The sequence below is a fragment of the Thiomonas sp. genome, assembly GCF_054608695.1.
On record NZ_JBTRXV010000092.1, the window covers coordinates 1 to 14,156 of the forward strand.

Genomic DNA, 14,156 nt, shown 5'->3' on the forward strand with positions numbered 1-14,156 from the left:
CCCATTTTGGGCATGAATCGCCAGCAGTTTCTTGCGTACCGGCACGCGGTTGGCCAAGGCCAGCATCGTGGTCAGGTGCGCGGCATTTCATCGAAGACCTGCTCGCCCGCGCCGACAACCCCAAAGCGCTCAAGGCCTGGATGCGTCGGCAGGAGCTGTGGGCGGAGCAGGAGGTGGAGCTTGACGCCGAGGCGGCTCTGGACGCATTCGAGCGCATGGTGATGGCGGAGTTGCGGCCGCGGAAACGGCGCTCACGCTGACATCTCGATGAACTTGTTTCCATTACGCATCGCACGATTTGGGCATGCAGCGGGTCAGGCATCCGATCAGGAATCGTCGCTTCCCGCATCGACGGAGTCATCGCTCCCGTCGTTGGCACCGGTCAAGCCGAAATCCTGATCGTTGGCGATGGGATCGACAGGTGGGACGTCCACCTTGGGCGTTGATCCCGCAACGTTCTGTCCGGGGTCCAGCAGTTTGTCGACGCTGGCCTCTGCGGCGGCAAACCCCGCCCCGGCGACCAGCCCTGTTCCCAATGCGTCTAGCAGGTCCGAGCCTGCCGCAGGTGGCGCGGTCGGTCCTGCCAGCGGAGAACCCATTGTGCCCAGCGGCGGCGTCCCGGGCGGCACGCCTTCGGTCGGCAGGGCCATCGGGCGCGACCGAGCCCGAAACATCCCCGCGACGAGATAGACAAAGATCAGCACGAACGCCATCGCCCCGACGATGAAGCCGGGACTCATCGAGCGGGCGGCTCCCCCTTGCGTGTGATCCTGCACTTGGCGGCTGAAGGCCGCCAGCACGTCCGGGGGCACGAAGCCCATCGCGGGGGCCAGAGTCTCTGCGCGGCTGAGTTCCGCTTGGGCCAGCGGCCACTTGCCTTCGTCGGCCAGCAGCCGCGCGTCCATGTAATGCGCCTCGGCCGAATCCGGATGCGCAGCCAGCACCTGGGCGATCTCGCGATCGGCTTGCGCATAGTGGCCCGCGTCGATGGCGGTCTGGATGTCGTGGGGAATCGGCTGCGCCGCAAGAGCCGATGCCGCGAACAAGGCTGCGAAGGGGACGGCAAACCAGGATCGAAGTAGGTGTCGCATCGTGAACCGAATCTCTCAAGGAAACGCAGGGCCGCCCCAAATTTCCTTGACCCCCACGGGGGGCGGGTCGGCGAGCCGACCCTGGGGGCGCTCAAAGAGGGCGATCGATGCCATCGAAAGGCGATCGGCAGTTCTCTACGCACCACTGTAGCGAATGCGCGTCGCGAACGCTCACCCTGCCTTGCCTGCGGATCCGACCCGTTCGATTGAGGCGATAGCTCTTGCCCTCGAACTCCAGCATGGCGGCGCGATGCATGAGATGAGGCGGTCGAGGATGGTGGTGGCCATGGTGGCGTCGCCGAGATACTTGCCCCAGTCCTGCACGACCCGGTTGGAGGTGACGATCACGCTGCGGCGGTGCTTGTAGCGCTGATGCACGACGGTCTGCAGCAACTCGGCGCTGGCATCCGAGATGCGGCGTGCCAGGAACAGATTGCAGAGAGTCTTTTGCCTGGGTCTTCCTGTGACCGAACAGATTCTTGAGCATATGACACGCATGCTCCACCCGAGCCCGCGCGCGCTTTTGCTCCAGCGCCTGGGTGATGGCCTTGGGCTGGCCTTCGAAGCCTCCACTGGGCACCTCGATGCCGCATCGGGTCGGGGCCGGGCGTCCATCTCCATCCCTTTGCCTTGGGCGAGCGCTCATAGACGTTGCGCATCGGCTTGGATGCCCCCGCGGGACATGATCTTCAGATAGGCGATCCAGATCCTGTTCTCGGCATCCTGGGGTCGTGTTCCCTGGCGGCAGCGCAGCACATCGTAGAGGCGCTCGCTCTCCCCGGGCATCCCCAGATGGCGCCTCACAAAGCACGACTGATGCTCCTCCAGGGGCATTGAGGCCAGCAAGGTGACCGCGCCCTGGCCATCGTCGTTGACGATCAGGGCCCCCTGCACATCCTTCAACGGCCCCGCCACATGTCCGGCCCCGCGCAGCTGCACCCGCTCCGGCTTGAACTGCCCCCGGTTCTCCAGCCGCAGGCCCTCGATTTGGGCGAACAGCTCCTGCACCCGCGGATCGTTGGGGTCGTAGTCGAACTGCTGGGACGTGGGGTCCCAGGACTTTCCGGAAGACAAGACCATGATGGCCTCCTTAGTCTGTCGGTGCCCCCATGGCCCCACCGCTCAGCGCCATCAGCGCGGCGACCACCTTCTGCGCCCACTGCCGGTACTGGGCACTTTCGGGCCCGTGCTCGACAGCGGCTTGATGCATCTGCCGGTGGGCGCTATCCAGATCGGATCCGCCGAGTCCTTGCGACACGATGAAACTGCCCAGCGCACAAGTGCCCTCGTCATGCATCGCGCGCGCCCCCGCGTACCGCACCCCATGCTCCCAGCTCCAGTGCCCGGCCAAGGCGCCCAAGGCCGTCTGCGGATGCTGCGGATCCAGTCGGAGATCGAAACCCTGCATCCATCCCGGCACCTCGGCCGCCGGCATCGGACGCGCCAGCGCATAGCCTTGGCCGGCGGTGGCGCCCAGAATGGCGGCGGTCTCGACCAGCGCCGGGCTTTCCAGCCCCTCCACGATCACGCGCAAGTCCAGGCTCTGCGCCAGACGCACCAGCGAGCCAATGAAGCCAATGACCCGCAAGGGATCCCGCGGAGCCTCGCGCACCAGCCCCTGATCGATCTTCACCGCGGAGAAGGGCAGCGTGCGCAGGCGCAGCAGACTGCTGTAGCCCGCGCCGAGATCATCCATGAGCAGATGCACGCCGAGGGTGGAAAACGCCGCCATGGCGGCATCCCGCCGGGAGACGTCATACAGTTCTTCGGCTTCCAGCAGCTCCAGACGCAGGCGGGACGGCGCCAGGCCACGCTCCTGCAAGGCCTGTTGCACCCAGGTGGAGCAATCGGGATGGATCAGCACGGCTGGGGGCAGGTTCAGGCTCACGACAAGCTTCAACCCCTGCGCGTCCCAAGCTTGAAGCTGGGTCAGGGCCTGGTGCAATCCATCCCGAAAGAGGCGCACAAGCTCCGTCGCGCCGAATCCGGGCAGGAACTCCGCGGGACTGGCCAGCGTGCCGTCCTCCAGCCGCAGGCGCGCCAGGGCCTCGACCAGATCGGGTTTGCCGCAGCGCAAATCCACCACCGGCTGGTAGTGCAGCTCCAGAGCCCCGCGATACAGGCGATCCCGCAGCGCATGCCGGCGTTCGGCGGAGATCGGCGCGAATCGCTGTTCCCGCGAGGTCTCATGTTGCCGCTCGCTCACCAGCAGGCCCAGGGCCGCCAGAAACGTTCGCGCCGAGGGGGTCTCGAACACGCCGGGGTAGCGGCCAAACAGGATCAGCACGGCGAACACATGGCCCTGCGCATCCTTCAGCGGGACTGCCGCGCTGCTGCGAATGCCGGCGGCCTGGGCGGCGTCATGCAGACCGGCCATGGCGGGGTTGCCGGCATAGCTGGTCGTCGTCTCGATCGTTTCGCTGCGCCAGGCACGCAAGTAGGCGAGTTGCTGGGCGTGCGTGCCAGGATCGGTCACCCGCGGCATCAGGTGGCGCTGGTCGATGGCCTGTAAATAGGGCTCGAACCCCCCGGCGGTGTATTCGAAGACGAACTGTCCACCGCTATCGGGCCGGGCAACACCGGCGCCTTGCATCCCCTCCAGGCCCACCAATTGATCGACCACGGTGCGCATGAAGTCAGGCCAGTTGGACGCCGCGGTTTTCTGGGCATGCAGAGACAACAGCAGTTGCTCGCGACTTTGCGTGACGTCCATCTCGCCCTTGATCTGCTCTTCCATCTCGGTGAGCAGTCGGCGCGACAGCAGATTCACCAAATGATTGCGTTCGAAGGGCCTGAGATTCAGTTTGCCGATCTCTTGCTTCAAGGTGTCGAGATAGAGGTGCATGGCCTCGATGAGGGCGCCCTGGTCCAGCCCGATCAGGGCATGGATGCGCCCCAGGCGGTGCGCGCTCAGTCGATGCGCCGCTTCGGTCAGATCGGGGGCCAGAATGTGTCCCAGATGTTGATGTTGGCGCTCGCGCAGATGGGTGAATTCATCGGGGCTCAAGCGCTGCAGGATGACTTGCGCTTCGGCTTGCAGCGCCAGGGTGGCGTAAAAGGTCGTGACGAACGCCGAGGTGGCGCTCAGCAGCGGTTCCCGCACACGGGTCAACAGCGCCGATGCCCCCTGTCCATAAACGGGCACGACCAGCGCATCGTCTTCGCTGGGTTGGTTCGGGGCTGGTAGAGCGTGCCACAGCATCCAGCCTTGCTGACGGGTGGTTTTGCGCTCCTTGATGGCATAGAGCGCTTCATCGGCGTGACGCAGCAAAATTTCCGGCTCGGCGGCGTCTTCGGGGTAAAGCGTCAGTCCCAGGCTCAGGCCGATGCGGGCCTCGTGCCCGTCCGGCAGGGCATAGGGCGCGGTGATGGCCGATTCCAGGCGCGCCAGGACCGAGGGCAGATCGCCGGCTTCGGGCATTTGTTCGAGGATGACCACGAATTCATCGCCGCCCAGACGCGCCACCAGATCGGTTTCGCGCAAAGCTGCCTGGAGTCTGCGGCCGAGCTCGCGCAGCAGCGCATCGCCCGCCGCATGGCCCCAGGTGTCATTGATGGGCTTGAAGTCATCCAGGTCGAGCATGCCGATCACCACGCGCCCGCCGTGACGACGGGCGCGTGCCAGCGTGCGTGAGAGATGTTCCAGCAGCCCCCGGCGGTTGGGCAGGCCGGTGAGGGCATCATGGTCGGCCAGGAAGTCCTTTTCGATGGCGATGCCCCGGAGCTTGTCGATGAGTTGGCCAATTTGACGAAAGATGCCGTTGAGGTCGGAAAACCACAAATCGATGGGTTGAAATCGGAGTAATCTCAAATCCGATATTTGATGGATTTGGTCCATGCTGCGCTTGAGCATGCCCATGGATCGGTCGATGCGCCAGTCCACGAAGACCGCCAACAGGAAAGCGCCCAGGATCGGAAAGGGGAAGACCCACAGCATGGAATCGAAAAAATCACGCCGTGCGGCCTGGATGGACGGGGCCAGATTCTGGCGGACGTCGATGACGCCGAGCACGTTGCCCACCTGGGCGTTGGCATGACAGCGCAGACATTGTGTTTCTGCACGCAGCGGAAAGACATAGCGCGTGCTGTTTCCGCTGACCTCCTGCTCCGGCTGGCCGGTCTGGAACACCTGTGCGACCGCGGCATCCACGGGGGCTTGCGGGATGGGGCCGAAGCGCGCGGAGACGATGCTGCCGCGGAAGATCTGCTGGGTGAAATCGGAATGCTTCATGGCCCCGTCGGTGGCGTGAAGGAATGCTTCAGCCTGGGCGTGCGTCCATCCGGTGCTCATCAACTGGAACATCGAGTTGAAGGTGGACTGGGCCATGACGCGCGACGTGCGGAGGGAGTTTCCTTGAATGGCGCGGGTGAAGGCATGCGAAACGATGAAATAGGCGCTGCCGAAAAACAGGGCCGAAACCAAGACGGAGCCTGTCATGATGAAGATTCTGATGGTTTTCATGCGGGCCTCGACGCAACATCACAACGGCTACAAAACCTCAGCGGGTGCGCTTCAAACCGCTGGGGCACTCCACGCTTGAAGCATAGATGCTCTGTCTGCGCTGACCCTCGCCGCGATCGCATTCATTGGGCTGCGCCGTGAACTACTTCACATAAAGCCCAGCCACAATCCGCTGTTATCGAGAATCTCCCGCCGACGAGCCGATCCAGGGCCGGAGCGAATTCATGGTGTGGTTCTCGTCCAGGCGTTCAAAGATCATGGTGGTATTGCCTCGCTCAGGACGCCAAGCAGAATCGCTCGGAGATGACGCACCGGCATGGCTGATGCGGCTTCAGCCCAATGCAGGACCAAACCCACCTTGGGCAGATCGGGAAGCCCCTCCAGTACCGACAAGTTTGCCGGGAGGCCGATCCGGGTTCGAACCGTGATGCCCAGCCCTGCTGCCGCGGCTGCCCAAACCCCACTGAGGCTTGGACTGGTGAATGCGATGCGCCAGGGAATGCCGGCTTGGTCAAGGGCATGGGTCGCCGCGCTACGCATCAGGCATGGCGATTCAAAGGCGACCAGAGACAGGGGCTCTCCGTTGGGCGGCCACGTCCCATCCGCTTGTCCGATCCAGCACAGGGGCAACTCGGCGATGCACTGGCTATGCGGAGAGCCGCACCCGGATTCCCAGGCAAGCGCGAGGTCAAGACGGCCACTGCTGACCAGTTCGAGCAACTCGGCATTGCGCGCGATCCGCGCTTCGATGCGGACGCGCGGATGGGCGCGGGCGAAACTGCCGAGCGCCTCGGTCAGCAGATGCTCGCCGAAGTCTTCCTGCAGGCCAAGCCGCACGCGGCCTTCAAGGTCGACGCCCCGCACGGCGGTCGACGCTTCGTCATTCAACGCGAGCAGGCGCTTGGCGTAGCCGAAGAGCGTTTCGCCGGTCGGCGTGAGCACCAGGCAACGACCAGACCTTCGCACGATGGCGACATCCACCTGCGCCTCGAGCTTCTTGAGTTGAGCGCTCACGGCGGAGGTGGAGCGTCCAAGGCGGTCAGCCGCCTTGGCAAAACTCCCAAGCTCGATGCCGAGCACGAAGCTGCGCAGGACATCCAGATCAAACGTCATGCGCCGCATGTCAATGATCCATTTATTTGGAACTATCGATCCAATATTAATTGATTTTCAGGATCATATTGGCCTGCTATCGTTCCGCTGACAAGTCATTTCGCTTGTCAACGCAGGAGACCCGAATGAGTACAGCAGAGAGCCTTGGGCAACGCGCCATGGGCCAGGACGCCCGCAAGCTGGCAGAGTTGACGGATGAGGTTCTGTTTGGCGACATCTGGGAACGGCCCGAACTGTCGAAACGTGACCGCAGTGTCGTCACCGTGTCCGCGCTGGTGGCCATGTACCGGCTGGAGCAGTTGCCGTTCCATCTCAACTACGCCCTTGAGAATGGCGTGACGAAGGACGAACTGACCGAGATCATCACGCACTTGGCGTTCTATTCCGGCTGGCCGACTGCGGCCTCGGCGATCCAGTTGTTGAACGCCACCACGAGCCAGGCCTGAACGCGCAAACCCTCCAACCGATCCCAGGAACCTTCGCGCCATGCCCTATGCCCGCATCTCGCTGCTGAAAGGCAAGTCGCTCGAGTACCGCCGTGCGCTCTCCGACAACCTGCACCGCGCCCTTGTGGAGGCATTCGATGTTCCCAATCGATGTCCCCAATGCAGACCACTTCCAGATCTTTCACCAGCTTGCGCCGGACGAACTCGTGTTCGACCGGCATTACTTGTGTGGCCCCCGCAGCGACGACTATGTGCTGATCGCCATCACCGCAGGTCGGCCACGCAGCACGCACACCAAGAAGGCCTTTGACCAGCGGCTGGTCGAGTTGTTGGAAGAAGCGCCAGGCATTCGCCGCGAGGACGTGATGGTGGTCATCAACACCACCGACGCCGACGAATGGTCATTTGGCAATGGCATCGCGACCCTGGCCGTCGATGCCTGACACGCACAGAACGGAGGGCAGCATGTTGGCGATGCAATACAGTTTCACACTCCCGGGCGATTACGACATGTCGATCATTCGGCAGCGGATCGCGACCAAGGGGCATTTGATGGACGGCTTCCCCTTGTTGGTGTTCAAGGCCTTTTTACAGGCCAGCCGCGACGAGGGGCGTCGCCATGCCTCCGAAAACCTGTATGCACCGTTCTATTTGTGGGACAGCAATGAGGGGATGAACAGTTTTCTCGGCGGGAGCGGCTTTGCAGCCCTGACCGCGTCGTTTGGTTGGCCCTCGGTCAAGACCTGGTCGGTGTGGCACTCGCGCTTGCTGCCGACGATGGCCGATGCGGTTTGTGCAACGCGCGAAATCGTCCCGATTGCGCCCTACACCGCGCTCTCGGATCTGCAGATGGCCGAGACTGAAAGCATCGCGGTTGATGTCGAAGAAAAGGGCGCATTGGGAGCCGTCGTGGGTTTCGATCCCGCATTGTGGACTCTGGTGCGCTTCCGGCTTTGGCCCCAATATCGCGATGCGATGGACAAAGAAGGGACGCAGGCCTATGAGGTCGATCACCTTTCGATCTCAGCGTAATCCATGGGGCTCGCCAAATCGCGCAAGAAAATCATCATCAAGGCCGGACGTAAGGCGCAGGTCGTGCGGCTTGAATTCCTGCGCCATCCGAAATGCCGATTGCCCCCATGATGGAATTTCGATGGCACCGTTATCGAGAAGCCGCAAGCCTGCCCGCCGCGCTGACGACGAATCAACGGCTTGCGGTTCTCGAAATCTCGTCCTGATTGGTCTTTCTCGATTGTTTAGGATGAGGGTGAGTTCCGAGAGGTTTTTGCGCTGATTCTGGCTTGTCGTGTGTAGAATACACACGATGAACAGCGCCGACCTGATCAAGCTGCTTCTGGCCGATGGATGGGTGTCGCGGGCCGCCAAAGGCTCGCATCACATTTACACCCACCCGAACAAAGCCCGGGCACATCAGCGTGCCGCATCCCAAGAAGGATCTGGGCGTGGGCTTGAGTCACAAGCTGATCAAGCAGGCCGGCCTGAAATCGAGGACTGCACCATGAACTACCCCATTGCGATCGAACCCGGTGACGGCAGCCACGCTTACGGCGTGGTGGTGCCCGATCTGCCGGGATGCTTTTCTGCGGGCGATACGCTGGACGAAGCCATCACCAACGCCCATGAAGCCGTCGAGCTGTGGCTGGAAACCGTGATGGACGATGGGGGCGCGATTCCCGCTCCGTCGTCCATTGCCGAGCTGCAGGCCCGTGCGGAGTTTGCCGGTTGGATCTGGGCCGTGGTGCAGGTGGATCTGGCGAGGTTGTCGGATCGTGCCGAGCGCATCAACATCACCCTGCCCGCACGGGTGTTGCGCCGCATTGACGCGGCGGCGCGTGCCGCCGGCGAATCGCGCTCGGGCTATATCGCACGCTGTGCCGTCATCGGCGCTCAGCACTGAAAACCCCCGCGCATCTTCCTGAAAAGGAGAGTCGCCATGGCCACCCCGCATCACGTCGTCGTCAGCATGGATCACCAGGCTTGGCAGGCGGGCTATGCCGCTGGCCTGGAAGGCCGCTCCAACAGCACTCCGCCTGAGCTCGACGGCCTGGTTTTCAGCTCGGGCTACACCGAGGGCGAGGCGCACCGGCAGGGCTATGACATGGAAGGCCGGCAGAAGCTGGCCAACGTGGCCCCACAGGCCAAGCCATGCTGATCGGCTACGCCCGCGTCTCCACCCAGGACCAGAACCTCGACCTGCAGCGCCAGGCGCTTGAGGCGGCCGGCTGTGCCAAGGTCTATGAAGACCAGATCAGCGGCGTGCGCGCCGCACGCCCTGGCTTGTCGTCAGCCCTGGAGGTGCTGCGCGAGGGCGACACCCTGGTGGTTGGAAGCTCGACCGTCTGGGGCGCACCGTCAAGGGCCTGATGGAGCTGGTGGAATCGCTCCAGTCCAGAGGCATCCAGTTCAGGAGCCTGACGGATGCCATCGGCACCTCCGGCCCCTCGGGACGGTTCTTCTTCCACGTCATGGCCAGCCTGGCGCAGATGGAGCGTGGGCTCATTGCCGAGAGAACCCGCGCCGGCCGAGTTGCTGCGCGCCGGCAGGGCAGCGTGGGTGGCCGGCTGCGCAAGATGACGGCCCCCAAGATCGAAGCCGCCAGGACCCTCCTGGCCCAGGGCACGCCGGCGAAGGACGTGGCCCAGTCCCTCGGGGTGTCCATCCCCACGCTGTATCGCTGGGTGCCGGCGAGGCACGCCACGGCGCCAAGCCCGCAAGACGGGGACGGCCCGAACACGGCTGGACCCACGACCCTGCGAACGCCGTCCTAAACCCCAGAACTTCCACACACCGACACACCGCCTGCACGCATGCCCACGCTCCAGGACAGTCGCCTGCGGACCCAGACCTTGTTGGTGTTCACCACCGTCATGGCGGCGCTCATCGCCGGCACATCCTGGTATCTGATGGCGGCGTGGGACGCTCAGAAGCGCAACACCGCCCAGCAACTCACCGATACCACCCAACTCACCCGGGTGGCGGTGCGCAATCATCTCGTCAGGTATGCCCAGGCGCTGGACTTCCTGGGTGAGCAGATCCAGACCGCCGACCCCACAGACGACCCCGTCGCCGCGCGCGCCATGCTGCTGAATGTCCAGCGTGCCCTGCATGGGCTCGACGCGCTGAACCTCGTCGCTGCCGATGGTCACCTTCTCGCCAGCACCGCCTTGCCCACACAGGGGCCCGACATCGACCTGAACGCCAAGCCGCAACTGCGCGCCTTCCTGGCCGATCTGCGCGCCCATCCCGGTCAGATGCGCCTGTGGCATCCCATCATCAGCCCACTGACCCAGACCCTGGTGCTGCACATCGGCCGTGCCGTGACAGGCCCGCAAGGCGTGCGCTTCTATCTCGTCGGGGGCTTGAATGTCGCCACCGAGAACGCGCTCTACCGCTCCATGCTGCCCCATAGCGGCTGGTCCCAGGATCTGCAACTCGGGGTGCAGGACGAGCGCGGCTATTGGTACGGCCGCTGGCCGCTGCCTTCCAAGGGCGACCTCAACGCCTTCTTCACGACGCCCCACAGAGGCGCGATTCACCAGGCGATCGCGGCGCATCCGGCAAGCCTGCGCGGCGTCATCGCAGGAGCGCTGAACGCCGACGCCTCCGGCCAACCCTATGTCGGCGCATTCCGGCGGCTGGAGGGCTTCCCGCTGGTGGCGTTCGCCGTGCTGCCCCGCGCCGAGCTGCGGGCCGCCTGGTGGAGCCAGGTCCGCATGCCGTTGGCGGCGACTGCAGCCGTGGCCTTGGCCTTGACCTCCCTGCTGTTCTGGTCACTCGCGATCCAGCGTCGTTGGATCCGCGAAGCGCAGATGCTGCTGCGTCAGGCCGAGCAGGCCGCCGCCGAGCGTGGACAAGCTGCCGAGCAGTTCATCCGCATCCTCAACGATCTGCCCAGCGGCGTCCTCGTGTTCGCCAGTGACGGCCGGGTGCAGTACTGCAGCGGCGGCTTTGCCCGCATGCTGGGGATCACCACCCATCCGCGCGAACTCATCGGCCGAACCTGGCGCGCGATCTGGGACCTGGTCGAGCCCCTGCATGTGGGCGGCCGTGACGCGCTGGCACAGGTCAAAGTGTTGTTCCATGAGCACCAATCGGCCATCGACGAGGTGTGGTTCACCGACGGCCGCGTGATGCTGCGGCACTACCACCCCTTGCTGGACAAGCAGGGGCATTCCATTGGTGCGATGTGGACCATTCAGGATGTCACCGAACAAAAGCGTCAGGAAGACCAGATCCGCCAGTTGGCCGCGCGCGATCCGCTGACCGGGTTGCCCAACCGCCGCAGCTTCGAGTCGCTGCTGGATGCAACCTTGCACAGCAACCGGTCCGGCCTGGCCTTGGGCATTGCCGACCTGGATGATTTCAAGACCATCAACGACCGCCTCGGGCATGCAGCGGGTGACATCCTGCTGCGCGAGGTCAGTACCCGTCTCGCGCACGTGTTGCGCCGCTCCAATCCATCGTTCCAGCAACGCGGCGTGGATTTCCTGGCACACATCGGCGGCGACGAGTTTGCCATGCTGCTGCACCACGACCAGGATCCCGCGCGCCTGCAACGCGTGGCCGGCCGGATCATGACGGCGATGCGCGAACCGTTTGACCTGGATGGCCAGCTTCTTTCGGTCCGCCTGTCGCTGGGACTTGCGGTGCGCACCGCGACGGAGGACGCCCAGACCCTGATGCGCCAGGCGGATATGGCGCTGTACGCAGCCAAGGCGGCCGGGCGCAATCAGGCCCGGGTGTTCAGCGCCGAGATGCAAGCGGCGATGGACCAGCGTGAGGCCTGGGTCGCGGCGATCGAGCAGGCGCTGCAGGAACACCGGCTGGAACTGTTCGTTCAGCCCATCCTCCATATGCGTGCAGACAGCCCGGGCCATTCCTGCGTCGTCACCCAGGCCGAGGCCCTCTTGCGCCTGCGCGATACCGAGGGTCAAGTGCATGCGGCGGCGGCCTTCGAGTTTGTCCTGGATGACGCGCGTATCAGTACACGCATCGGCCGCTGGGTGCTGGATGAAGCCGCCGACTGGTTGGAGCGCTGGCATGCCGACGGCCAGACACTTGGGCTGGCTGTCAACATCAGCCCCCGCCATTTCTTGAGCGCGCCATTTCTGGACGATGTACGCAAGGTGTTGCAGCGCCACCCCGACTTGCCCGAACAATCCCTGGTGCTCGAACTGACCGAGCGCGGCGCCATGCTGGACAGCGACACGGTGCGCGCGCGCATCGAAGCCTGCCGGCTACTGGGCGTGCAGGTCAGCCTGGACGACTTCGGTACCGGCAACGCCAGCCTCACCCACTTGCAGGATCTGGCCGTCTCCACCATCAAGATCGACCGCCGCTTCATCCGCGACATCTTGCAAGACGCCAAAGACCTGAGCATCACTTACGGGATGGTGCACACCGCCCAGATGTTGGGTGTTCGCGTGGTCGCGGAGGGTGTGGAAACGCCCGAGCAAGCCCAGGTGCTGGTGGCCATGGGCTGCGTGCACTTGCAAGGCTATGCCGTGGCGCGGCCGATGCCCGCGGCTGAACTGACTGGATGGCTGCGTCAGTGGCCCCAGCTTCTTCCCTGGGCCGCAGACCTCGGCCGGCCCAATGCTCTGGGGCCAGACGGCATCGAGGCCATCGTGTCGTTGGGCACCATCCTGCGCCTACTGCTCTCCGGCAGCCTGGACGCCGTGGCCCGCGAGCAACTTCTGGCGCCCGATGCGCACCTGCGCTGCGCTCTCGGTCGGTGGTGCCTGCGGCACGATGGGCGCTTCAGCCACAGCCCCGGTTTTCTGCGACTGACGCAACAGCATCTGGAGTTGCACGCGCGCACCCGGCAATGGATCGAGCATGTCAACGAACGCGTGGCGCTCGAATCCCAGTTGCAGGCCCTGAGCGAGGCGGTGCGTCAGTCGTTCTGGGAACTGGCGCTGCGCACGCAAGCTTCGGCCGTTTTCGTCTTTCAATCCGGGGAGGAGGCATGAGGAGGCATTTTTTCAACGCCTCGCAGGTGCGCCTTCGCGGGATCGCATCGGCAGCCTCACTGCTTGCATCCTTCCACGCTCGGACGAACGCCGATCAACGACGGCGGATTGCGATACGGGAGAGGGATGGCCTCCATAGCCGGCGGTGGGGCAAACATGCGCGTTGATCGTCTACGCGGACTGCGCGCGGCACTGCTCGAGACGTGTTGTTTTTTGCAGCTCGTGTGTTCGCCAATAGACTCCACCAGACGAATCTTTCACGACCGTTTTTGAGACGTTTAAGAACGGGCCTCTTGGGTTCAGCGCGTCGCGTTCGATCCATCGCTCCCGATGCATGCGTTGAAGATTTCCCAAATGCGATCCGTCGGGTTTTGCGTTGCTGCTCGAATCAAATCCACCTGACTGTGACAACCTGTTTTTTTGAAGCAGTCGCTTGAGGTGTAGCCGCGCCGTTCCATAGGTGATGCTGGCGACGTTTGCATACTCTGCAAGTTTCTGACCATTCAGCAAGGCGACGAGTAATCGCATCTTGGCTGGAGTCAACCGAAACGCCTCCCGCATCCTTTGTTCAGGAATCTTGGCGTGCGCATGCGCGGATCCGCAAAAAGGATGACGGCTGCTGGCTGCATCAGACCGAACCCCAGCGATGCTGCGCGCAGAGGGGCAATCAAAAGCACCAAAGCGCCATGACGGCCTTCAAGTTTGACCGCGCCCCCAGAACCACCCACCAGCCCCCCACTGGTTCGGACAGCTGTCATGATCAAGCGCTCCAGACCAGGACCATTTCGGACTTGCGCCGCACAGAGGCGACCTTCCCGAACAGCCAGATAGTCTTACTGTGTTATAAAAAAGGCATGATTCGCGCATCTTCAAGTGAAAGGTGGACCTTGATGGACGAACTGCAAGAGTTGGATCGGTCCATGGCCATCGGAACGAAGGCCTGGGCCATGCAGACCGGCACGCCGGATTGCGCGGGTACGGCACCGGACCGATGTCGCCCCGCCGCAGCGCAAGAGCGTGGAGCCGATGGCCGCGCACATCGACCCGGCGT

At 63.9% G+C, this 14,156-nt stretch carries 12 protein-coding genes and 5 pseudogenes; 11 read left to right on the plus strand and 6 right to left on the minus strand.

Translation table 11 applies throughout. The annotated features are described in order from the left end of the window. Positions 1-260, plus strand: a 260-nt coding sequence (locus ACYCUK_RS19995) for a hypothetical protein (RefSeq protein WP_461596410.1), incomplete at its 5' end; no start/stop codon positions are given. A gap of 66 nt (positions 261-326) precedes the next feature. Here ACYCUK_RS19995 and ACYCUK_RS20000 read toward each other — a convergent pair. The 5 genes and pseudogenes from ACYCUK_RS20000 to ACYCUK_RS20020 all read right to left on the minus strand — a co-directional run bounded on the left by ACYCUK_RS20000 (position 327) and on the right by ACYCUK_RS20020 (position 6,675). Further along, on the minus strand, positions 327-1,091 hold the full coding sequence (locus tag ACYCUK_RS20000; protein ID WP_461596411.1) for a tetratricopeptide repeat protein: 765 nt from the start codon (positions 1,089-1,091) through the stop codon (positions 327-329). Between the two features lie 91 nt (positions 1,092-1,182). Continuing rightward, a pseudogene (locus ACYCUK_RS20005) lies at positions 1,183-1,532 on the minus strand (ATP-binding protein); the annotation flags it as partial. A 201-nt stretch (positions 1,533-1,733) separates the two neighbouring features. Further along, on the minus strand, positions 1,734-2,171 hold the full coding sequence (locus ACYCUK_RS20010) for a hypothetical protein (protein ID WP_461596412.1): 438 nt from the start codon (positions 2,169-2,171) through the stop codon (positions 1,734-1,736). A gap of 10 nt (positions 2,172-2,181) precedes the next feature. Beyond that, positions 2,182-5,553, minus strand: coding sequence for an EAL domain-containing protein (locus tag ACYCUK_RS20015; protein ID WP_461596413.1), 3,372 nt, complete (start codon positions 5,551-5,553; stop codon positions 2,182-2,184). Positions 5,554-5,808: 255 nt separating this feature from the next. Continuing rightward, entirely contained in the window at positions 5,809-6,675 is an 867-nt protein-coding gene (locus ACYCUK_RS20020; RefSeq protein WP_461596414.1) for a LysR substrate-binding domain-containing protein, read from the minus strand. A gap of 116 nt (positions 6,676-6,791) precedes the next feature. Between ACYCUK_RS20020 and ACYCUK_RS20025 the strand changes: the two genes are divergently transcribed. The 9 genes and pseudogenes from ACYCUK_RS20025 (at position 6,792) to ACYCUK_RS20065 (ending at position 13,105) form a co-directional block, all read left to right on the plus strand. Further along, positions 6,792-7,112, plus strand: coding sequence for a carboxymuconolactone decarboxylase family protein (locus ACYCUK_RS20025; RefSeq protein WP_461596415.1), 321 nt, complete (start codon positions 6,792-6,794; stop codon positions 7,110-7,112). A gap of 40 nt (positions 7,113-7,152) precedes the next feature. Next, positions 7,153-7,209, plus strand: a pseudogene (locus ACYCUK_RS20030) (hypothetical protein); the annotation flags it as partial. A 40-nt stretch (positions 7,210-7,249) separates the two neighbouring features. Continuing rightward, positions 7,250-7,555 carry a tautomerase family protein gene (locus ACYCUK_RS20035; RefSeq protein ID WP_461596416.1) on the plus strand — a complete coding sequence of 102 codons (306 nt, stop codon included), beginning with the start codon at positions 7,250-7,252 and terminating at the stop codon, positions 7,553-7,555. Positions 7,556-7,577: 22 nt separating this feature from the next. Further along, positions 7,578-8,144 (plus strand): DUF4865 family protein, encoded by a 567-nt coding sequence (locus ACYCUK_RS20040; RefSeq protein WP_461596417.1) that lies wholly within the window; start codon positions 7,578-7,580, stop codon positions 8,142-8,144. A gap of 292 nt (positions 8,145-8,436) precedes the next feature. Next, positions 8,437-8,635, plus strand: a pseudogene (locus ACYCUK_RS20045) (type II toxin-antitoxin system HicA family toxin). Next, positions 8,632-9,030 (plus strand): type II toxin-antitoxin system HicB family antitoxin, encoded by a 399-nt coding sequence (locus tag ACYCUK_RS20050; protein ID WP_461596418.1) that lies wholly within the window; start codon positions 8,632-8,634, stop codon positions 9,028-9,030. The pseudogene ACYCUK_RS20045 and the gene ACYCUK_RS20050 overlap by 4 nt, the downstream one beginning before the upstream one ends. Before the next feature lie 36 nt (positions 9,031-9,066). After that, positions 9,067-9,285: a hypothetical protein gene (locus tag ACYCUK_RS20055; protein WP_461596419.1), complete on the plus strand. Its 219-nt coding sequence runs from the start codon at positions 9,067-9,069 to the stop codon at positions 9,283-9,285. Next, positions 9,279-9,820 (plus strand): annotated as a pseudogene (locus ACYCUK_RS20060) (recombinase family protein); the annotation flags it as partial. The gene ACYCUK_RS20055 and the pseudogene ACYCUK_RS20060, both read left to right, overlap by 7 nt. Before the next feature lie 120 nt (positions 9,821-9,940). Then, complete coding sequence (locus tag ACYCUK_RS20065) at positions 9,941-13,105, plus strand: bifunctional diguanylate cyclase/phosphodiesterase (RefSeq protein ID WP_461596420.1); 3,165 nt, start codon at positions 9,941-9,943, stop codon at positions 13,103-13,105. A gap of 171 nt (positions 13,106-13,276) precedes the next feature. Here ACYCUK_RS20065 and ACYCUK_RS20070 read toward each other — a convergent pair whose 3' ends face one another. After that, positions 13,277-13,633, minus strand: coding sequence for a hypothetical protein (locus ACYCUK_RS20070; RefSeq protein ID WP_461596421.1), 357 nt, complete (start codon positions 13,631-13,633; stop codon positions 13,277-13,279). Between the two features lie 362 nt (positions 13,634-13,995). On the opposite strand from ACYCUK_RS20070, the pseudogene ACYCUK_RS20075 reads away from it, so the two are divergent. Next, positions 13,996-14,156, plus strand: a pseudogene (locus ACYCUK_RS20075) (IS701 family transposase); the annotation flags it as partial.